The organism is Candidatus Nitrosocosmicus oleophilus (genome assembly GCF_000802205.1).
GTDB classification, from domain to species: domain Archaea; phylum Thermoproteota; class Nitrososphaeria; order Nitrososphaerales; family Nitrososphaeraceae; genus Nitrosocosmicus; species Nitrosocosmicus oleophilus.
In genome coordinates this window covers 1,147,825-1,169,030 of the sequence record NZ_CP012850.1, presented here as the reverse complement: position 1 = coordinate 1,169,030, position 21,206 = coordinate 1,147,825, and the positions used below count along the sequence as shown (strand labels likewise).

General features: G+C 34.9%; 21 protein-coding genes. 8 read left to right on the top strand and 13 right to left on the bottom strand.

Going from position 1 to position 21,206, the window contains the following annotated elements; all coding sequences use genetic code 11:
• Nucleotides 1-14: 14 nt before the first annotated feature.
• Nucleotides 15-299, bottom strand: a complete 285-nt coding sequence (locus tag NMY3_RS05630) for a hypothetical protein (RefSeq protein WP_196817939.1) — start codon at nt 297-299, stop codon at nt 15-17.
• A 59-nt stretch (nt 300-358) separates the two neighbouring features.
• Nucleotides 359-1,381: a DNA repair and recombination protein RadA gene (radA, locus tag NMY3_RS05625; protein WP_196817938.1), complete on the bottom strand. Its 1,023-nt coding sequence runs from the start codon at nt 1,379-1,381 to the stop codon at nt 359-361.
• Between the two features lie 209 nt (nt 1,382-1,590).
• Here radA and NMY3_RS05620 point away from each other — a divergent pair, with 209 nt between their 5' ends.
• The 3 genes from NMY3_RS05620 to hemB all read left to right on the top strand — a co-directional run bounded on the left by NMY3_RS05620 (nt 1,591) and on the right by hemB (nt 4,623).
• Entirely contained in the window at nt 1,591-2,265 is a 675-nt protein-coding gene (locus NMY3_RS05620) for a precorrin-2 dehydrogenase/sirohydrochlorin ferrochelatase family protein (RefSeq protein WP_196817937.1), read from the top strand.
• Nucleotides 2,262-3,548, top strand: coding sequence for a glutamyl-tRNA reductase (gene hemA / locus NMY3_RS05615; protein WP_196817936.1), 1,287 nt, complete (start codon nt 2,262-2,264; stop codon nt 3,546-3,548). Before NMY3_RS05620 ends, hemA begins: the two co-directional genes overlap by 4 nt.
• Before the next feature lie 109 nt (nt 3,549-3,657).
• Complete coding sequence (gene hemB, locus NMY3_RS05610) at nt 3,658-4,623, top strand: porphobilinogen synthase (protein WP_425319395.1); 966 nt, start codon at nt 3,658-3,660, stop codon at nt 4,621-4,623.
• 102 nt (nt 4,624-4,725) lie between these two features.
• Here the strand turns inward: hemB and NMY3_RS05605 are convergent, their stop codons facing one another.
• Nucleotides 4,726-5,685: a 6-bladed beta-propeller gene (locus NMY3_RS05605; protein WP_196817935.1), complete on the bottom strand. Its 960-nt coding sequence runs from the start codon at nt 5,683-5,685 to the stop codon at nt 4,726-4,728.
• A 73-nt stretch (nt 5,686-5,758) separates the two neighbouring features.
• Entirely contained in the window at nt 5,759-6,346 is a 588-nt protein-coding gene (locus NMY3_RS05600; protein ID WP_196817934.1) for a hypothetical protein, read from the bottom strand.
• Between the two features lie 1,241 nt (nt 6,347-7,587).
• On the opposite strand from NMY3_RS05600, the gene NMY3_RS05595 reads away from it, so the two are divergent.
• From NMY3_RS05595 to NMY3_RS05580, 4 genes are read left to right on the top strand one after another with little or no spacing between them, the layout of a single operon-like run.
• Entirely contained in the window at nt 7,588-8,886 is a 1,299-nt protein-coding gene (locus NMY3_RS05595; protein ID WP_196817933.1) for an aspartate aminotransferase family protein, read from the top strand.
• A complete protein-coding gene (gene hemC, locus NMY3_RS05590) occupies nt 8,882-9,847 on the top strand; it encodes a hydroxymethylbilane synthase (RefSeq protein WP_196818482.1) in 966 nt (321 codons plus the stop codon). The genes NMY3_RS05595 and hemC overlap by 5 nt, the downstream gene beginning before the upstream one ends.
• A complete protein-coding gene (gene cobA, locus NMY3_RS05585; protein WP_196817932.1) occupies nt 9,844-10,605 on the top strand; it encodes a uroporphyrinogen-III C-methyltransferase in 762 nt (253 codons plus the stop codon). Before hemC ends, cobA begins: the two co-directional genes overlap by 4 nt.
• A 50-nt stretch (nt 10,606-10,655) precedes the next feature.
• Entirely contained in the window at nt 10,656-11,537 is an 882-nt protein-coding gene (locus NMY3_RS05580; RefSeq protein WP_196817931.1) for a uroporphyrinogen-III synthase, read from the top strand.
• A 69-nt stretch (nt 11,538-11,606) separates the two neighbouring features.
• Here NMY3_RS05580 and NMY3_RS05575 read toward each other — a convergent pair whose 3' ends face one another.
• From NMY3_RS05575 to sufB, 3 genes are all read right to left on the bottom strand, one after another.
• Complete coding sequence (locus NMY3_RS05575; RefSeq protein ID WP_231100345.1) at nt 11,607-11,930, bottom strand: Rieske 2Fe-2S domain-containing protein; 324 nt, start codon at nt 11,928-11,930, stop codon at nt 11,607-11,609.
• 70 nt (nt 11,931-12,000) lie between these two features.
• The gene (locus NMY3_RS05570; protein ID WP_196817930.1) at nt 12,001-13,485 is read right to left on the bottom strand and encodes a SufB/SufD family protein; all 1,485 of its coding nucleotides are present in this window, start codon (nt 13,483-13,485) and stop codon (nt 12,001-12,003) included.
• A gap of 56 nt (nt 13,486-13,541) precedes the next feature.
• Nucleotides 13,542-14,942, bottom strand: coding sequence for a Fe-S cluster assembly protein SufB (gene sufB, locus NMY3_RS05565; protein ID WP_196817929.1), 1,401 nt, complete (start codon nt 14,940-14,942; stop codon nt 13,542-13,544).
• A 178-nt stretch (nt 14,943-15,120) separates the two neighbouring features.
• Between sufB and NMY3_RS05560 the strand changes: the two genes are divergently transcribed.
• Entirely contained in the window at nt 15,121-16,059 is a 939-nt protein-coding gene (locus NMY3_RS05560; protein WP_196817928.1) for a D-2-hydroxyacid dehydrogenase, read from the top strand.
• Nucleotides 16,060-16,237: 178 nt separating this feature from the next.
• On the opposite strand, the gene NMY3_RS05555 is transcribed toward NMY3_RS05560, so the two are convergent.
• The 6 genes from NMY3_RS05555 to NMY3_RS05530 all read right to left on the bottom strand — a co-directional run bounded on the left by NMY3_RS05555 (nt 16,238) and on the right by NMY3_RS05530 (nt 21,118).
• Nucleotides 16,238-16,462, bottom strand: coding sequence for a DUF167 domain-containing protein (locus NMY3_RS05555; protein WP_196817927.1), 225 nt, complete (start codon nt 16,460-16,462; stop codon nt 16,238-16,240).
• A gap of 548 nt (nt 16,463-17,010) precedes the next feature.
• Nucleotides 17,011-17,202 carry a hypothetical protein gene (locus tag NMY3_RS05550; protein ID WP_196817926.1) on the bottom strand — a complete coding sequence of 64 codons (192 nt, stop codon included), beginning with the start codon at nt 17,200-17,202 and terminating at the stop codon, nt 17,011-17,013.
• Between the two features lie 603 nt (nt 17,203-17,805).
• On the bottom strand, nt 17,806-18,459 hold the full coding sequence (locus NMY3_RS05545) for a hypothetical protein (RefSeq protein WP_196817925.1): 654 nt from the start codon (nt 18,457-18,459) through the stop codon (nt 17,806-17,808).
• Between the two features lie 46 nt (nt 18,460-18,505).
• The gene (locus NMY3_RS05540) at nt 18,506-19,018 is read right to left on the bottom strand and encodes a COX15/CtaA family protein (protein ID WP_196817924.1); all 513 of its coding nucleotides are present in this window, start codon (nt 19,016-19,018) and stop codon (nt 18,506-18,508) included.
• Between the two features lie 44 nt (nt 19,019-19,062).
• Nucleotides 19,063-19,617 carry a cupredoxin domain-containing protein gene (locus NMY3_RS05535; protein ID WP_196817923.1) on the bottom strand — a complete coding sequence of 185 codons (555 nt, stop codon included), beginning with the start codon at nt 19,615-19,617 and terminating at the stop codon, nt 19,063-19,065.
• Nucleotides 19,586-21,118, bottom strand: a complete 1,533-nt coding sequence (locus NMY3_RS05530) for a cytochrome c oxidase subunit I (RefSeq protein ID WP_196817922.1) — start codon at nt 21,116-21,118, stop codon at nt 19,586-19,588. The genes NMY3_RS05535 and NMY3_RS05530 overlap by 32 nt, the downstream gene beginning before the upstream one ends.
• Nucleotides 21,119-21,206 lie beyond the last annotated feature (88 nt).

Sequence of the window (21,206 nt, the reverse complement as noted above, 5' to 3'; positions counted from 1 at the left end):
CACTTTTTAGTTAGTTAGACAACTATGGGTCGAATATGGTTAAGTTTTGTTTGCAAGTACTTTGGCTTACTTCCGAACACTACGACGACTCTAACGATTCGTCTGCCAACATGCTCGATTACTCCAACTTTGCCCTGAAAACGTCTATGAGGCATAGTATTATGCTCGCTTGGATCTATATCAATTACAACTTTATCACCTGGTTTATATTCGATAAGCAAATATGATATACCTGTAATTTTGTTAGATTTTGTTAATATCGATCGAGATTTCCTTCTAGTTCCGTGTGATGAGGGCATAACATCTTTTCATAAATACCCTAATAAAAATTATTTACAATAAAATACAATATCTCTACTTATGTTTTATTTTTTATAGGATCAGAAATTCCAGATTCTCCTATTGTAAACAAAATTTCACTCTCAGGGTGATTTGGTGAATCGACAATTCTAGCGATCCGATTTCTGTCTGCCTTTCTCAGGAAAATCCGGTATGTACTAGAATGTGCGAAGATATTTCCTCCAGCAGCTTTAAAGGCATTCCCAGCAAAACCCGACTCTGGTGATGATTGAACCTGATTGGTTAGTAAGACGGCGATTTGGTGAGTTTGAGCGATCCTCATAATAGTGTGAACTAACTTATTCAATCGCTGTTGACGGATTGATAGTGTAGATAATCCCAGAAATTCGGAACGGTATAAAGAAATTGCAGAATCAAATATCATTAACTTTATATCTTGAGATTCAATTATTTTGCTTGACTCAGACAATATTAGTTCCTGATGCGAACTACTGTACGCCTTTGCAACCACAATGTTATCAAGAACTTTAGTGGGGTTTAGGGCACGGGCTCTCGAAATGGCATCAATTCTTTCCGGTCTAAAAGTATTTTCGGTATCAATATAGAGTGCTCCGCCTTCTAGCCCACCATCCGAATGATCAAGTTGCACCATTACACAAGCAGTATGACATAACTGCGTTTTCCCAGTTCCAAATTCCCCATAGACCTCAGTAATAGCATTAGTTTCAATTCCACCGCCAAGAAGTTTGTCGAAGTTCTTAGAACCAGTAGAAATCCTTCCAATTTTTTTTCGTTTGTGATACAAGGTTGTAGCTGGGGTAAATCGCTTTTCCATTATTCCTAGATCCTCAAGAAATGTAATAGATTGATTATAAATGAAGATAGAATCATCGATATTGATTCCAACTCTAGCAGAAATTTCAATCGGTCCCTCAATAACCAGATCCTTTATGGACAAAAAGCCTGACTCTTTTAATAACCTTATCGTATCATCAGGTAAATTAGGTAATAAATCTAAAGAAAAAGGACTTTTATTTGACTTAGTATTAAAAAACGGACTAGAATCTGGACTAAAATTCAAATATACAATATCTTATCTATTCCAATATTTCAATAATGCTAATAATTCGGACTAAACAATGTTAAAGGTAATTTAAAAAAATACACAATTGGACTAAGCAAACGATAAAGAATGGACACAGAAATTCTAGTTTATTATTTAGAGTCTGAGATAATCTAGTTTATTAAATAAACTATATTAAATCAAATTGAAAACGATCTGTAATAGATGTGATTGTTGATTTAAACTTGAAAGGCAGGAATATCTTGGTAATTGGGGCGGGCATGGAAGGTGCAAAGAGGATAAAATCGTTGTCTAATCAGGATTGTAAAATAATAATAGTAAGCGAAACTGTCAATGAATCACTATACGAAATAGAGGGTAAAAACACCCCAATCATAATAATAAGGAGAAAAATTGAAGATCCAAATATCATAGACGAATTTAGCGATATTTTTATAGTTTTTGCGTCCACTAATGATCCATTTTTGAACAAAAAAATTATAGCTAGGGCAAAGGAGAAGGGCATACTTTCTTATAGCATGGATGATGCCTCATCAAGTGATTTCTTTTTCACATCTATAATAAATATTGATGAAACTATTCAGATAGCAATCTCCACGTCAGGAAAAAGCCCCTTGATGAGCAAGATTATCAGAGATAGAATTGAAAATGCTATAAAAAATATAATAGGGAAAAAAGATACAGATAATATTAAAATTCAAGAATTTGCCAGAGAACATGTAAGAAACTACATAAAGAATCAGCATGAAAGAAGGATGTTTTTGTATAGTTTAGTAGACGATCAAGAGATTCAAGAATTAGTAGCAAAAAATAACATGAATAAGGTCAAAGAAAGAATTATTAATACATTAGATAAATGGGAGGATAATAAAGGCAGATGACGCTATATCTTGGAGTACAATCATCACAATTTGTCAATATTAGAGTCACATTTAAAAACTCCCCTATTCACATATTAGAAAAATTTGCTTTTAAAGATGTTTTTGATGCTCATCAGCACCTGCTGAATTTAGCTGATTTGCAAGAATGTATAATTTTACAGACATGTAATCGCGTTGAAATTTATGGTGTAGGGCTAAATCCCGATTATGATAATTTGATCAATGCATGGTCTTCTCTAATAAATTTACCAGCAGATCAAGTGAAAAATAACATAATAATAAACGATGGAGAAGAAGCTTTAAAACATCTGGTGAACTTAACATCTGGGCTAGATTCGTTAGTAGTAGGAGAGGATCAAATTTTAGGTCAGGTCAAAAGATCCCTAGAGTTTTCAAGAAAAAACGGGTTTGCAGGTCCGAATCTAAACATACTTTTTGACAAGACAATAAAAATAGGAAGTAGAGTTAGAACTTTAACAGGTATTAACAAAGGAAGCACGTCGGTTGGATCTATGGCAGTAAATTTAGCCTATGAATATTTTGATGACATAAAGGAAAAAGAGATTCTTCTTATTGGCTCTGGAGAAGGAGCTAGTTTAATCGCGAAAGCCCTTAAACAAAGAAATATGAAATTTTTTGTTACAAGTAGAACTTTTGAAAGAGCACGATCATTTGCAGATACTGTAGCTGGTTCTCCCATACCTTTTGAAACGGCCTTGGAAAAAATCAATGACAATATAGACATTGTATTCATATCTACTGTTGCTCCGTATTATTTACTAACATATGAGAGAATTGCCAATATGATGAAAAACAGGAACAAGGGATTAATGATTTTTGATTTATCAAATCCTAGAACTGTAGAAGACAAAATTGCTACTCTAAATAATATCAAATTGGTAAATATCGATCAAATTTCAGAAATCGTAGAGAAGAATGTTGGAAGAAGGAAAAAAGAAATTCAATCGGCAGAAAAAATAATAGATGATGAACTAATAGCAATCAAGGAAATTTTAAAAAGAAAAAGCTCGGAGCCAGCCATAATAACCATATTCAAGAATGCAGATTCGATAAGGAATAAAGAATTTAAAAAGGCCTTATCATTGATTGGTAATAGAGTTAGTGATGATGATGTTAAGATACTGGAACAGTTTTCATATGCACTAGTAGAAGGGATACTATCTACACCTATGAATAACTTACGAAAAGAATTTACAAGTAATAAAAATGAAAATGAATTAATAAATTTGGCTTTAAAGTTATTTAATTATGAAAAACCGTAACGTGGATAAATTAAGGAACATGGACAAGAACCAAAGTGTAGAAAGCGATTTTATAGATACCACAACTTTCAACTCAAATAATCATTATAGTTATGAACTTTTTCCAAAAATGCGATTAAGGAGATTAAGAAAAACTGCTGCTATAAGAGAACTCCTTCAAGAGATACGTTTATCTCCAAAAGACTTTGTTATACCCGTATTTGTACAAGAGGGGATAAACAAAAATCTGGAAATAGAATCAATGCCAGGAATATTTAGATATTCACCTGATAAAATCATAGAAGAAATTGATTGTATTTCAAGTCTCGGAATTAAGGGAATAATTCTCTTTGGGATCCCACGAAAGAAAGATCTGAATGGGAAAAATGCATTCAATGACAAAGGTATTGTACAAAAAACAATCAAATCCATTAAGAAGAACTATGGGGATAAATTAGTCATAATTACGGATGTATGCCTATGCCAGTATACATCACATGGTCATTGCGGAATTTTCCAAGGAAAGGAGATAAATAACGACAAATCTTTGGACATATTGTCAAAGACCGCTTTAAGCCATGCGGTCGCCGGTGCTGATATAGTAGCACCATCAGCCATGATGGATGGCCAAGTAAAATCCATAAGAGATATTCTTGATGATAATGAATTTAAGGATACACTAATAATGGGATATTCTGCCAAACAGGCATCATCGTTTTTTTCGCCATTTAGAGACGCAGCACACTCTAAACCTGAATTTGGAAATAGATTGTCATATCAAATGAGCTATAATAATTCAAGAGAAGCAAGTAGAGAAATCAAATCCGATGTAGAGGAAGGCGCAGATGTACTAATGATAAAACCAGCGATACCCAATTTAGATTTAATTTATGCTGCAAAACAAAATACTCTTCATCCTATAGCAGCATACAGTGTATCTGGAGAATATTCTATGATAAAAGCAGCTGCATCGAATAATTGGATGGATGAAAATCTTGCTGTAACGGAATCTCTGACTGCTATCAAACGAGCAGGTGCAAATATCATAATATCTTATTATGCAAAAAAAATGGCAGAAATTTTAAAGAATAGTTAGAGGAATGAAACACAGTTTAATTTAGTTTAGTAGAATATAGCTTAGTCAAACATTAGATAATCAAGTATAATACTATATAGAAAATTATGAAGTTATAGAAAATTAAGGTATTGGAGAGAACACATGAATGTCTGTGTCTTTCCCATCAGCTACGTATACATCCCCTTGGGAGTCCAACGCAATTCCGACTGGATCCTCAATCCTTTCATGTAATGCACCTGTATTTCCAAATTGAGTGATATAGTTACCATTATTATCAAAAACTTGAATCCTGTTATTGTCACTATCTGACACGTAGACATTGTTAGCAGGATCTATTGCTAAATCAATAGGTGCTTTAAATTGACCATTGCCCGATCCAAAGGTTCCGAATTTCATCAAGTAGTTTCCATTCTGATCGAATTTTTGTACTCTGTTGTTACTAGAATCACTTACAAAAATATTATTATTTGAATCCACGGCTACATCTGCAGGATTATTAAATTGACCATTGCCGATACCCGGAGACCCGAAACTCATCACATAAAATCCATTCGGATCGAATTTCTGTACGTTATTATTTTCTCCAAAATCTGTTGCATAAAGGTTATCTTCTTTGTCCACTCCAACCCCACCCGGATTAATAAATAATCCAGGGCCAAGGCCAAATCCACCGATGGATCGAATAAAAGTGCCATTGGAGGTAAATTCTTTTATTGCATACGTTGGATTCCCAAAGTCAGCAATGTAAACAGAATTATTAGAATTTATTGCGATGCCAGCAGGATTAGTAAAGTACTGTGGCCCATTGCCAAAAGTACCGAAACCAAGGATAAATGTGCCATTAGGAGTAAACTTTTGGATCATTTTGGTTGTATATCCAGCAAAATCTGATACATACACATTATCTTCAGAGTCAACACCTATACCAGAAACCTGGTTAAATTGACCTTGAGCAACTCCTTTCTCTCCCCACATAGTTTTATGTGCAAATTCGAGTGCATATGCGGAGAATTGGCTCGCTGTTAATAACAGCACACCAATTACAAGTGTGCTTAAAATAGCAAATGGAATAAGCTTCATCTCGTAATATCAATGATGCATTATTTAAATAGTTTTTTAAAAGTCAAAAAATAAAAAGAAAAAAATCAGTTATTTAATGATCCAGTGTATTATTGCCGGCTCCGTTATGTAGAGGAGAATTCTGGATGGATTTGTCAAATTCAGGGCTTGCTACTATTCCAAATATGGTATGTGAATCGCCAAAATGATGATCTACACTTTCAGGATCGAGCCATATGGATATTATACTCTTATTCGACAATGTAACGGAAGTAGGAATGTCAAGGGCTGGTCCTTTGGCAAGGCTTACAGTGGAAGTTCCATTGTAGAATGTAGAATTAGTATCAGATTGTGATGAATTTAATAGAGTAAAATCAGTTACAGTATGTGTATGTCTACCAGTACCATCAGGTCGAATCATTTCGATTGCTGCATTAAATGAACTACTGTTTGTATTAGAGGAGGCATCAGTAGCGTTAGGTAAACTCGCTCTCCATACCCCTGCCAGTACCCAATCAATTGTACCGTTATTATCTTGAGTCAATCCAGTAATGGGTCCAAAAACATAAGTGTTGTCAAGAAAGTCAAGAGGCAGGGCCAAAGTGGTAGTTGCAATAACGCCTATAAAAGCAAAACCACCTATCATAATAACAACAAGAATTAATGTTACATAATTTTGCATTAACTCATATGGACATTTGCCTTTATTATCTTTTATGAATTTCTTACTAAAGATAAATTAACAGGAATTAGAGTATTTTGAAAAGATCTATCCATATAGAAATAGTCTGGTAGCTGGTAAGTCTCCTGCCTAACCACTTTTGGCGATCTGAATTTTTAAAAATAATTATTTATTGATGGGATTTTACAACCAATTATTCGTTGAGCAATTAAGAATACACATCTAAATGATTAGACATATAAGTGTATTAGTTTTTTTAATAGGTATGAGTTTTCTACAGCAATTAACTTTCATGCTGGCTGTAATACTCGCAACTATATTCATTATTTCATTAGTTTTTAATCAAACAATGACCTACTACCGGATTTTGGAGAAGGCAAGAAAATTTGGAAAAAAAACCAAAATCAGGAAACAAACTGCTAGCTTTTAAGATTATGTTGCAGATGATTTAGATTACATTTTTACTCCTAAAGTGTCAAGTATTTAGATTTAGGAATTAGATGTTTCAGTTTCAGTAAACCAAAATCGTTATAAAATAAATCACAATGAAAGTCAAAGTATGGTATCAATACAACATGTAATATCATACAGGAATATTGTCCGCGTTTTGGTAGAGCATTCCTTATACTTGCTACTAGATTACCCTTAACAATGATATTCGAACAAGGTTACAAATATAATGTGAGTTTAGTTACTGGAATTATTATTACCATAAATGGAGTAATTTTATATTTGATTTCAAACTTGCTGCCTCCTTGTGCAAATATCATAGCAAGGAAATAGGAATTATTCTAGCAATAATTGGAATAATATTAACAATATTGGTACCAGCAGCGAGACAGCGTTCTTCATAGATTTCTTTTGAGGATATTTTTTACTAGTTTTCTTATACAGGTCCAGCTCTACTATTTATAAAATGCCTCTTTCCTGTTGTTGACGAATAAGGCATAGCATATAGATTTGTAATGTAATTACTCCTTGTATAATAAATATGACGCTAAACAAATGTAAACATATTGAAAAACAGAATCCGTTTCGATTCTCTGAATAGTAGCTAATGAAAGTAAGTATATATGTAGAAATGTATCTCTAATGGAATTCGAAACAATTAATGAATCATCCAAAACTCCAATTAAAAAAAGATCGAAGGTCTGTCGTTTTTTAGACCGGGGACCATAATAAGCAACAATATATAGATAATGTATATCTAGAACATATAACCAACAATATCATTATACCTTATGACTGATATAACATTTGACAAATCACGTATTCTATTTGAAAAAGCATCCAAGGTGATTCCAGGAGGGGTTAATAGTCCGGTCAGATATTTTCAACCGTACCCGTTTTTTGTTGAATCTGCCAACGCAAGTAGGCTATTTACCAATGATGGTAATGTATTAATTGATTATTGCTTAGGTTATGGATCGGTTTTTCTAGGACATTGTAATCAACAAATTGGCTCTGAAATAAAGAGTCAGATAGACAAAGGCAACTTGTTTTGTACACCTACGGAAAAGGAAACTCTCCTAGCAGAAATTTGTTCCAAAATAATTCCGTGTGCAGAAATGATAAGGATTATGAATACTGGAGCAGAGGCAACGATGCATTCTATTCGAATAGCAAGAGCATTTACAAGAAAAACAAAGATTATAAAATTTGAAGGTGGATATCATGGTGCTTATGATTATGTCCTAAATAAAGCTGGTTCGGGAGCAGCTGGTCAAGAATATTCTGATGGCATATTATCAGAGAGTGCCTCAAAAACTATCACCGTTCCGTTTAATGATATTGAGTCCCTGAAATCGGTGATAGATAATGAACAGAATCACAATGACATTGCTTGCATCATAATTGAACCAGTAATGGCTAATACAGGTCTCATTCTTCCTGAAAAAGATTATCTTAATAGTATACGAAACATAACTAAACAAAACAACATTGTTTTGATATTTGATGAAGTGGTAACCGGATTTAGATTAGCCTTGGGAGGAGCAAGTGAATTTTTCGGTATAAAACCAGATTTGGCTACATTTGCCAAAACGTTGGGAAATGGATATCCAATATCCCTTCTCGCAGGCAGCAGAGAAATAATGTCGGGATTAGCTCCCCGTGGATCGGTATATCAAGCAAGTACATTCGCTGGGAATCCAATTTCAGTAACAGCAGCGCTGAAAACTTTAGAGATCTTAATTGAAGACAGGAACATCATATATCCCATAGTAGCCAGAACTTGCGACAAATTAGTTGAAGCGTTAAGAAATATGGTACAAGACAAGAAAATTGATGCTACCATAAATTCTATTGGCTCCATGTTTCAAATTTTTTTTTCTGATAAAATAATAAGAAACTACTATTCAGTAAAATCATCAAATACAAAGTTCTTTATGGATATGTTTAAAATATTACTCGCAAAAGGTGTATTTATCCCCCCCTCCCCATTTGAAACCTGTTTTATTTCAACTCAACATAATGAGGAAGATCTTGAAAAAACTTTAGATGCTTATGAAACGGCATTAGCGAAGGTGAAAAAGTATTAAGGAAATAGTTGTTGCTACCAGAGCTAGCAAATTAGCCACCTATCAAACTAACTTAGTTGTTTCATCTTTGAGAGAGACTGAACCTGACCTAAACATTAGAATGGACAAAGTTACTACTAAAGGTGATAGAGATAAAAGACCATTTTATGTAATCAATCAAGCTGGAGTATTTGAAAAAGAAGTGAATGAAAGATTACTTCAGTATAAGGCTGATTTTGCAGTACACAGTCTTAAAGATCTTCACGCAGGGATATCGGATCAGTTAGTAATAGCATGCATTCCCAAAAGAGAAAGACCTAACGATGTTTTCATAAACAGTATAAATAACAAAAAGCTTCAGGAGCTAGAAGCAGGTTCTATAATAGGAACAAGCAGTATAAGAAGAGCTATACAGATTAGAACCAAGTATCCGAAATTAAGGGTAAAGTCAATAAGGGGGAATATAGAAACAAGATTAGATAAATCAACAGAAAATCATTACTCTGGAATAATCCTAGCAGAAGCAGGAATTAAGAGATTGGGTATAAAAAATCAGATAACACAAAGACTAAGTATTCAGAGCTTTACACCGGTCCCTGGTCAAGGAGCCTTAGCAATTGTTTGTAGAAAAGATGATAAAGACCTCTTAAAAATGCTAAAGCGAATTGAGCACAAGAATTCATATAAAGAAATCCAGGCTGAAAGATCTCTTACCGAAAGTATCGGAGCAGGTTGCACAGTTCCAATGGGAGCATTAGCGACTTTAAAAAATAAGGAAAAATTGATGACACTTTTTGCCGTAGTTTATTCGTTAGATGGAAGAAAATCCATTAAAGTAAAGAAACAATATAATGCTGCGTACCCACGAAAATTGGGTCAGACGGTAGCAGAAGTATTAATTTCAAAAGGTGCCAAAGAAATAACAAAAGAATGGAATAATACTAGTATGAATATCGATACACTAGATGAGTTGATAGAATGAAAAACAACGATAGATTGGGCAAAGTTTACATTTGTGGAGCAGGTCCCGGTGATCCAAAATTATTGACAATAAAAGCGTTTGAATTGTTAAAACATGCTGATGTAATCTTGTATGACAGACTAATTGGAGATGAAATTATTAAACTCTTTCCAGATTCATCAGAGAAAGTATACGTCGGTAGAAATGTTGGGGACCCGACTACCCATCAAAATAGGACAAATGAGTTGATGATAAAGTATGCAAAAATGGGGAGAAGTGTATTAAGACTCAAAGGCGGTGACCCTTTTATATTTGGGAGAGGAGGTGAAGAAGCAGAGATATTGGTTGAGAATCAAATCCCATTTGAAATCATTCCTGGGATTACATCTGGTATTGGGGCAGCTAATTATTCGGGGATCCCACTGACGCATAGAAAGTATGGCTCCACTGTTGCATTCGTTACCGGTCATGAGGATCCAGAAAAGAAAACTCCTGAAGTAAAATGGGATAAATTATCTGAAGCGGTTGATACCGTAGTTATCTACATGGGAACAGAAAAGTTAGAATTGATCATAAATAAAATAAAAGGAGGAAAAATTGATGATAGAACCCCAATAGCAATAATACAAAATAGCACCTTAAACAATCAGAAAATAATTACCGGCAACTTAGGTAACATAGTTAGTTTAGCTAAAGAATATAATGTAAAACCTCCCGCCGTCGTTATAATTGGAGATATAGTAAATCTACATAAGAAGATCAAATGGTACAATCAATAATCCAGTGTGGAATTATGATCCAAATAAAAAGAAAGAGATAATCAGATAAGTTGGAAGAGATAATTATTGTGATCACAAATGAAGGAGTATTGACGGATGATATTCAAAACCAAAACATTGACCAAGCTCAATTAGATAAGATTGAGTTGATTGCGTTACCCACCGTAACTTTCAACAAAATCGATTCACAAGAAGTAACAGAGTCTTTTAAAAGACTCAGCAGTGGTTTTTATAACTATTGTATTTTTTTGAGCTCAAATGCAGTCAAGACATTTTTTGAAATCGCAAAAAACCAACACAACTATGAAAGAATTATCGAGGAGTTAAATAAGACAAACATAATAGTAATTGGACCTAAGACCAAAAAAATACTGCAAGGATATGGATTTAAGTCAAAGTTAGGATCTTCTGCCAATATCATCGACAAGAAATATTCTTCATCGGAAATAATTGAGTTTTTAGAAAACTTGGATAGAGAAGGTAAAACAGAACATCAAAAAGAAATCCCAAAAATCCTGATGCCCCGAAGTGCAGAATCGGTAAAGTCTAGTAATTATATCGATACGAAATTTGAACATCTAATTTTGGATCAAGTTTTCTTTTATGAAATAAGAGAAAATAAAAATGCATCATATTCAGAGGAATGGAAGAAGTTATTGGAATTACCTGACCGCGTTGAAAAAACATTTCTGATTTTTACAAGCCCCTCCACAGTTAGATCTTTTTTTAAAATAATTTATCATCAATTCTCTCAATTTTCGGATGGCAAAAATGAGAGTGAGGTACTGCAAGACTTGAACATAAATAAGGTGGTTTCAATAGGACCAAAAACTTCACTTGAACTAAAGAAAAATAAAATAGATTTTATGGAATCGTCTGAATTTACGATTAATGGAGCTGTAGAATCATTACTCAGATTAATCAAACAGTGACTTATTTTGAATATGTGATTTAAGAGAGGCCTAGAACACAGACATAAAATGATGCGCCGGTAGTAACAATTATATCAAAATCAACAACTTGTTCTTCTCCTTTTTCATCGGATAAATTTCAAGTGGCTTTTCTGCAGGCAGGTTCAAAGCGCTACCACTTTTCAGATCAAAAGACGATAAATGTAATGGACAGGTTACTGTTCTTTCAGATTCATTCAAAATACCCCCGGTGAGGTCAACGTATGCATGAGTACAAATGCGATCTGAGGCGCAAAACTCGCCGTTTAGATTCAAAATCATGATTTTTTTGTCTTCATAATCAAATTCGTCCATTTCTCCTTTCCTTAACTTGAGAAATTGGGAAACATCAATCCAATTTTGTGTGCCTGTCAATTCATAACACCTAACTCAAATATTGAAAATAAAAGTAAAGACGTAAAGCTCATCTTTCGAAAATTTTCCTTTACCGGTACTTGTAATGTTTCTCAAATATATCTGCAGTTTCTTTGTAACGTGATTTTTCTACTTCAAGAATCTGCTCCATGACCTCATCGCCCTTTAACATTAGAGGTTTTCCAGTCCACTTGTTCTCAAACAGGTAACTTATCCAAGCACGAATAAATGGACCCATTTTTCTAGATAAAGGTTCTACAAACCCATTTATTATCTCCCGCTTTGCACTTTCTCTATCCAACCCTTTACACATCAAGTAAAATATTTGTTCTTCATCAATCTGAGAAACGGACGCAGAATGCGTAGCTTTGACCTCGTTGGTCTCAATCTCCAATCCAGGTATGGCATCTGCCTGAGCACCTTTATTCAATAATATTGCATGTCCGGCCAAATAAGATTCTGATGCTTGTGCATCCTTTCGAATTTTTATCATTCCTTTAAATAAGGATTTGGCTGCATCTTTTACAATTGATTTAACCAGCACTTTGCCTCTAGTACTAAATCCAATATGATCAAGATTAGAAGAGATGTCAAATGATTGATTATTTGTGCCAAAAACTATTTCTACATCTTCAGCTCGTGCTCCTGAGCCTTTCATGACACTATCGGTTTTGAATCGACAAAGGCGTGCACCAAACATTCCAGAATACCAAGACATCTTGGCGTCCTTTTCAACAAAGGCCTTTCTATTAACAACACAAACAGTATCAGAATTCATAGATTGCAAAGTAATGAACTCAAGTTCCGCAGCTGGTTTGACAATACATTCAAGAACCTCAAAATAGCTTTCTTGTCTATTATCACCTGCATCATTTCCTTTAGCTTCATTATTTGTCTTTGATACCTCTGGATTTGAGGATGAAGATGATGAAAATGTAGTAGATGATGAGTATAATTCTTGTACTATTGTTCCTTTTGAGCCTTCATCAGCGATAACAATATTCCTACAAATTGATGAGGTGCGATCATCTTTTAAAGAATATACGATTCTAATCGGTTCCTCAATCATCATATTTCTTGGAATGTAAATAAAGAATCCAGATTGAAATGCGGAGGAACCTAATGCGAGAAAACGATCTTCTTCGTAATTGATAGAGTTATCTAAAAGGTATTTCTTCACCAGTTCTGAATTGTTTTTCATGGCGTCTTGAATTGTCGAAATAATTAAACCTTTTTTGGATAAAGCCTTTGGAACAAAAATGTGTACAACAGAAGAACCTATTAAAAGTACACTTGGAGAGGACCTTATTTCCTCTAGTCTCATTTCAAGGTCTTTTGAAATAGAAGAGGTATTCTCATTGGAAAAATAAACTTTGTTTGGTTCTAAAACAGTTAATCCACTGTATTTAGAATATAATGGTGAAACCTCATTTGGTAAACCAGAAAACTTTGACAAAATCGCCTTTCTAGAAGACATCATCCACTGGGGTTCACTTTCATTTTTGGACAGTATTTCATGTACATTATTTTCTGACAGCAATGATAATTGGATCATTATGAATCAATCTTTATGAAAAAATAAAAAGACTAGTGATGAGGCTAAATTAACCATTAACCTACTGACCCTTCCATCTCCATTTTTACCATTCTATTTAGTTCTACAGCGTATTCCATTGGGAGTTCTTTGGTAAACGGCTCCATAAATCCACCTATAATCATACTCAAGGCATCAGATTCAGAATAGCCTCTACTCATTAAATAAAATATTTGTTCATCACCAATTTTTCCCACTGTTGCCTCATGAGTAATAGTTGCATCCTCCTCATTTACTTCAACATATGGATATGTATCAGTCCTTGAAAATTCATCAAGTAATAATGCATCACAGCGAACATTTGATTTTACTCCATAGGCTCCTTTTGCTACATGCAATAATCCCCTATAAGTGGTTCTTCCTGTATCCTTACTCACAGATTTACTAGTAATTCTGGATGTAGTATGGGGTGCGAGATGGACCACTTTTGCACCAGCATCTTGGTGTTGATTCTTTCCTGCAAAGGCAACGGACACAATTTCGGCATGAGCATTCTTACCCAACATGTAAACGCCAGGATACTTCATCGTTAGTTTGCTACCTAGATTGCCATCTATCCATTCAACAGATGCATTTTCATAAGCGTATGCTCTCTTTGTAACCAAGTTGTATACATCTTTGCTCCAATTTTGAATAGTAGTATATCTAATTCGTGCTCCTCTTTTTGCAATCAATTCGACTACAGCAGAATGCAATGACTCGGTAGAATATACAGGTGCAGTACATCCTTCAATATAATGAACATCGGCACCCTCATCTGCAATAATCAAAGTTCTTTCAAATTGTCCAATATTTTCAGCATTAATTCTAAAATATGCTTGTAATGGTAAGTCCACTTTTACATTTGGAGGAATATAAATAAATGAACCGCCTGACCATACAGCGCTATTAAGTGCTGCAAATTTATTGTCCTCTGGCGGAATAACTTTTCCAAAATGCTTTCTTAATAAATCAGGAAATTTTTTAACTGCGGTATCAGTATCTAAGAATATTACACCCTGTTGTTCCAGATCTTCACGCAAATGATGATAAACTGTTTCAGATTCATATTGTGCCCCTACCCCAGCTAAGAATTTTCTTTCTGCTTCCGGTATACCTAACTTTTCAAAGGTATTTCGAACTGACTCTGGAACGTCATCCCAGTTCTTACTTTGCTTTTCGGCAGCCTTAGCGTAATAATAAATATTCTGGAAATCTATGTGAGACAAGTCTCCTCCCCAGTTTGGCATTGGTTTACTCATAAAAACGTCATATGACCTTAATCTAAAATCACGCATCCAATCAGGTTCCCCTTTCATTTTGCTTATTTCTTCTACCGTACCCCTAGAAAGGCCCTTTTTACTTAAATATACATAAAGTTGGGTGGAATCTTTAAAATCATATTTACTATAATCCATATCTAGTTCTTTTGAGGTCATACTGTTAATAACGGCGTTATGTATTATAAGTATTTTTATTATTAATACAATTATTGATCAAAGAAACACATAAGTATGCTAATAGATTCGTCGAATCAGTTAGGTCTCCCTAACATTGGAAACATTTTCCTTAAAATAAAAAAGTAATCAATATATTCCCATTAAAAAGTTTTCAAATATGCAAATTGATGGCAGTGTAATAGTATGCGATTCCATTGACGAAAAGGGAATGGAGATTTTAAAAAAGGCGGGACTCACTGTTGAATATTTACCTGAGATAACAAATCAAGAATTAATATCTAAAGTGAAAGACTATGACGTGATTGTTGTACGCAGTAGGACCAAGATAACAAAAGAGGTAATACAAAATGCAAAGAGAGCAAAAATAATAGCAAGAGTAGGAGTTGGTCTGGATAATATAGACACAAATGAAGCCCAAAATAACAATATCGAAGTAATTAATGCAGGGGAGGCTTCAATAAACGCAGTTTCTGAATTAGTATTAGGATTTCTATTCTCACTAAGCAGGAATATACCAGTTGCCAATAATGCTACCAAGAATGGTAAATGGATTAAAAAAGATCTAATTGGAGTAGAACTAAAAGGTAAATATTTGGGAATTATTGGATTAGGAAAGATTGGAAGAAATGTAGCCAGACTAGCAAGGGGGTTAAGAATGAACCTGATAGGATATGATGTGGTTCCAATTGATAAGAGCTTTGTTCAAGAAGTTTCTCTCATTACAACAGACCTCAAGACGTTGGTGGAAAGTTCAGATTTCATAACATGCCATGTTCCATATACTGAACAAACAAAGCATCTCATAGACAAAGAAATGTTGTCAAGAATGAAAAATAATGCATTCTTGATCAACACATCAAGAGGGGAAGTAATAGATGAAGAAGCACTTGTGGACTGTTTAAAAAATAGAAGAATAGGTGGAGCAGCTCTAGACGTTTATGAAGTCGAACCTCCTACAAACAAAGAGTTACTAGAACTCGATAATATAGTGTGCACTCCACATATTGCAGCCCAAACCAAAGAAGGACAAGAATTAGCATCAGCAGTAATAGGTGAAAAGATAATACAAAGATTATTGGAAAGACAAACAGAGTAACAGACTATTTTATTCTCTATATGCATTGATATATGATCTCTTTTTGATAACAATCATATCACAGAAGATATTTAGGTATGACACCGATAAATTTTATTAAACAAATTCAAGTCACAGCTTAAAACTTTGATGACCCATTACTATCCCTAATGAAACAACTTTGGTGAGAGTCTAAGAATCAGACGATCTGAATCACCTTAGTCTTAGAATACAATCCATGGATTATCTTAATATTTGAAGGTCTTATCTTAAAATGCTTTGAAATGATATTTATTATCTCCCTATTTGCCTTCCCTTTAACAGGAACACATCTTAATGAAACTTTGATCTCCATTGTTGCCTCATCAACCACAAATTGACCACTGGGATCAAACTTTACTTTTACAATATATGTACGAGACAAGTCACATTCCTGCACAATTGATATACCAATGATTGTTTATTTCCTTATGGGTTGCAGGGTTTCAGACATTTCGAAATATCCAAAGAAGAAATAATTTGATCAAGATAACGTGTCAGCAGGTTAAGAAGAAAAACTTCATTAATTAAAGGACAAACAGTCTTGCATTCTAGATGACGGTGAAATAATAGTAAATACAATAGACTATATCATATCATATCATATCATATCATATAATACACATGCTCTAAAACATGAATCTATAAAAATTGGGACAGATTTCTTATTCTAAACAGGCAAGTAACACCAATAAAATACCACTAATAGAAACGAGAACCCGATAATTGTGAATTGGCAAACTACACGATACAAGAACAACTATTTGATTTGTATAGCTGCCTAAAACATAGAAAACATCAAAATATCTTCTCTTCAAAGATATGAATCAAAGCTGGAGGAAGACCACCTGTGTAGTAGAATATTCGAAGTTTCTTGATGGATAATATTTTCCATTGGAAAAATAATCATTCAACCAAAAAATAATTGAAGGGTTATTTCATTGCATCCAACAAATCTTTCTTGAATGATTGTCTAGCCCTCTGTAAATACAGATAAAATAAAGCCATCACAAAGCTAGCAACTCCACCCACTATAAATAAGGCGTTTAAAGTTACTAATGCAAGTAGCGCTATAACAAAGGTACTTAATGTAAAAATTAAAGAGATTTTCTTTAATTTATTCATAGTAAGAAAAAAAGGCAAACGACAATATAAATACAACTAAGACGAATTGATGATTAATATTAAAATAGATATTGACTGCACAACGACACTGATTTATAACTATTTTATGATGTTGCTTCCGTCGCCAGAAATGAAAAGGAAGTAGAAAAAGACAAGATGTTTTATTTTCTGACCTTATCAAATATACCTGCTTACTATAATATTACTCCAAAAGACGTTCGAAAACCCCAAGCCAAATTTTTTCCTTCATGATAAGGGATTGATACAAAGTTGGTAGAAAAGTAGTAGAATATAAATGCGAACTGATGAGGAAAAAGAGATCCACCTAATAAGATTGGTTCATAATTAGTAACTTTCTTTTTAATATCCTTTTGAAATAAATTTAACCTTTGTTTAGTACCCGGCTTATCGTCACAAAGGATTAAATGATACTATTAATTCCTTATAGATTTGGACACCAAATTCCCTGATAACGAATAAATTGTAATCGCTATCACCCTTCACTCAATCATTATCTTACCAATATCACATAAATTAGGTTTCCTGCAAAGCTCTTGTTACACACAAATTCGAAAAGATTCTGATTATTTAAAGGATTCATCATTAGCCAGGTTTGGACTTGTTTTTTCTTCTACTAACAAATATCCAGATTAATACGATTCCCAAAATAATGATTGCCCCAAAAATTGTACCATATACAGCAATAGTAGAGATTAATCCAAAAGTCTCGGTTATAGAAACATTAAATACTGCTCTTTCACAACTGCAGTTTACACTATCATTCAAAATAGTTCGAGGTGGAGGAATCGTATCAAGCATTTTGCGACTACCCACGTCTTCATTTAGTATACTCAATACAATTTGATAATTGCCATTTTTTGTAAATACAAATGGGATATTGAAATCTCCTGTTTCGAGTGTAGTCCATGGGATCACTAGTACGCGTTCTCCATTTATAGAATATATTTCAACTAAGACTGTAACATCATGAACGTCCCTACCGTGTTTATCCTGGATACTAAACATAATTTTTGATGGCTCATTAGGTTTTACATATTCAGGTTCTAACTGTTGTATTACATAATATTTATCACCTATTCCCATTCCTGAGGCATTATACGAAGCAAAACGATCGATATGAGCATCTGCGGCAAAAAAGTGTGCCGGAATCGAGGAATATATGGACAACGCCAAAAAAACCACCATAAAATATGATCTAAGATTTTTTACTGAAATCGTTTTTTCTTCTTTCTTCATTTTTTTACAGAAAATGATGGCATCACAGATTACAATTCATCTATTGCTAAGTTGGGGAACTTACTTCAGGAGTATTACTATTATCACCTCTGGACGACTTAGATGAACTTAGTGAGGATTTTAGTTTAAGATTTGTATAGAATATGTTTATTACAACATATATCATGCTACTATACAAGACCAAGCCCAAACCCAAGTGGGCAGTTACTAGATCTGCATGTAATTTTTCATTAATAACTATTGCCCCCAATGTTATTTGGCCCACAACAGCAGCTGCTGCTATGATTGAAAACATCTTGGTCGATTTGAGAGAATGCTTTCCGCGAAGTACAAATATCATGGTCAAAAATACCAAGAGCCCGGTAGAAGCGGCAGTTGTCCTATGTATATATTCTATCAAAAACTCATAGGAAGGAATCAACCCGTGTGGACATAATGGCCAATGCGGACAAGACAAGCCTACACCTGAAGAACTAACATATCCCCCAAGGGTCATCAATCCAAACAATACGCATAAGGTACCAATTGAAAAAATCTGAAGAAACTTATCGTAATTCATGGCTTTGTTTTTTGATCTATCTTATATTGAATGTACTAAAAAAATTATTGTACTGTAATCGTTCCCTTCATAAAGGGATGTACAGTACAATGGTAATCATAGTCCCCTGGTTCCAAACTATCTGTATTTATTTGTGCTTTATCACCGGCCATGATAATGCTTGTATCAAATAGTTTTGCAGAGTTAGGATCCTCTGGTCCAGTGCCACTTGTTGCAGTGTGAGGAGCAGTATCATCGTTTGTCACCGTGATTACATCGCCTTTTTTGACTGTCAATGTGTCAGGTGCGTAAGACGGGTTTCCAGGAGTTGCAGCACCAGCAGGAATGGAGATTGAAAGACCTGAAGCAGGTGCAGCAGCATTTGAAGTAGATGTTGCACCGGTACTCGCCGTTTCAGATGCTGCTCCTGGGGCGTTGATTGGAGCAGGTGGTGGAGCAGGAGGTGGAGCAGATACAGGTGGTGGTATGCTGGCAGTATTTTCCCAAAATACAATAGTAATAGTTCCCAGGAAAATGAGAGGGATGACAATAATTATCAACCCCTTCATGAATCGCTTAGGTGAAGTTCTAGTGATGTGGTTCTCGTCGTGCGTAGTCATAGTAGTATTCAACTCCGTGTCCTAATTCGAATGGATCCTTTGGATTAGCTGGTTTGCCAAACATTGCAGACTTTATCATGTTATACAAGAATAGTGCATAAGATGCGCCTATAGCCCAACCTCCAAAACTAGCTATTTGGTTCATAATAATTAGCTCTGGTATTGGCAGGTAGTCCACAACTCTTCTAGGCAATCCGTATAGTCCCAGAATATGTTGGATTCCAAATATTACAGCTATTCCAACAAATGTCATCACGAAATGTATTTTCGCCAATTTAGTATCATACATTCTTCCTGTTATCAACGGGAATAGATAGTAGATGAACCCGGTGAACGCCAATGATATCGTTCCCATTACGAACAAGTGGAAATGCCCGACTACCCAATAGCTATCATGAGTCAAGAAGTCTAGTGGCATTGCGGTATTTACAACACCTCCCGCTCCCGCAGAGAAGAATAGCAATATGGCTCCTACCGAAAACAGCATTGGTGCAGCAAATTTGATCCTCCCACCCCACATGGTAGCTAGGAAGTTAAAGACGTGCATGGCAGATGAGGGTACCGCAGCTAAAGTCCCAACCATGAAAACAGTCTTTTCGGTAAAACTCATTCCTACTGCAAACATGTGGTGCGCCCATGATCCAAAGCCAATAACCGATATGACTATCAACGCCACCACACCGGAATAGTAGCTAAATAGAGGTTTCCTTGAGAAGGTAGGAATTACCTCATACATCATACCAATGGCAGGAAGCACAAATATGTAGACTTCCGGATGGAATGTGAACCAGAACAAGTGCTGATACGCTATAGGATCTCCACCCATTTCCGGATTGAAGAAGCCAGTCACTCCCAGCCTGTCCGTATAGAGCATTACCAATGATGCTGCAAATGTAGGAATAGCTACAATAATCATTAGTGAAGTCGCCAACGTTGCCCAGGCAAAAAGTGACATTTTCATCAACGGCAGGTCGGGATGCTTCATTTTTAATATAGTAACAGTGAAATTAATAGCTCCTAGTACAGAAGACAATCCCAACAACTTTAATCCGACTATCCACATATCCGCGGCAGGGCCTGGAGCTTTTAATATGGAATATGGCGGATAGGCATTCCAAGTCGTATCAGAGAATCCTCCCCAAACCAAGAACATGCATGGAGGAATCATCCAAAATGCGACAGCATTGAGTTTTGGCCACGCCATATCTTTGTATCTAACCATAATAGGAATTAGATAATTACCAACCCCAGAAGCAAATGGGATCAGCCACAAAAACAATAAAGTTGTTCCATGGACCGTGAAAAATCTTGCAAAATCTGCTTGGCCAGAGAATATTTGTATGCCAGGCAAAAATAATTCGGCCCTGATCGCCATAGCTAGACCGCCTCCAGCAAATAGTGCCGTCATTGAGGCAATAATATACAATAACCCGATATCAGTATGATGGGTAGAAAATATGATCTCCCATATGGGTCGAGGTTTTTTTAATTCTAGAACCATTTTCTTGACAATAACACCCCTATATCCAATAAAATTGGAACGAGTCTATAAAAGCATTTGGATCCCTCCTTCTGACAAAATATATTAA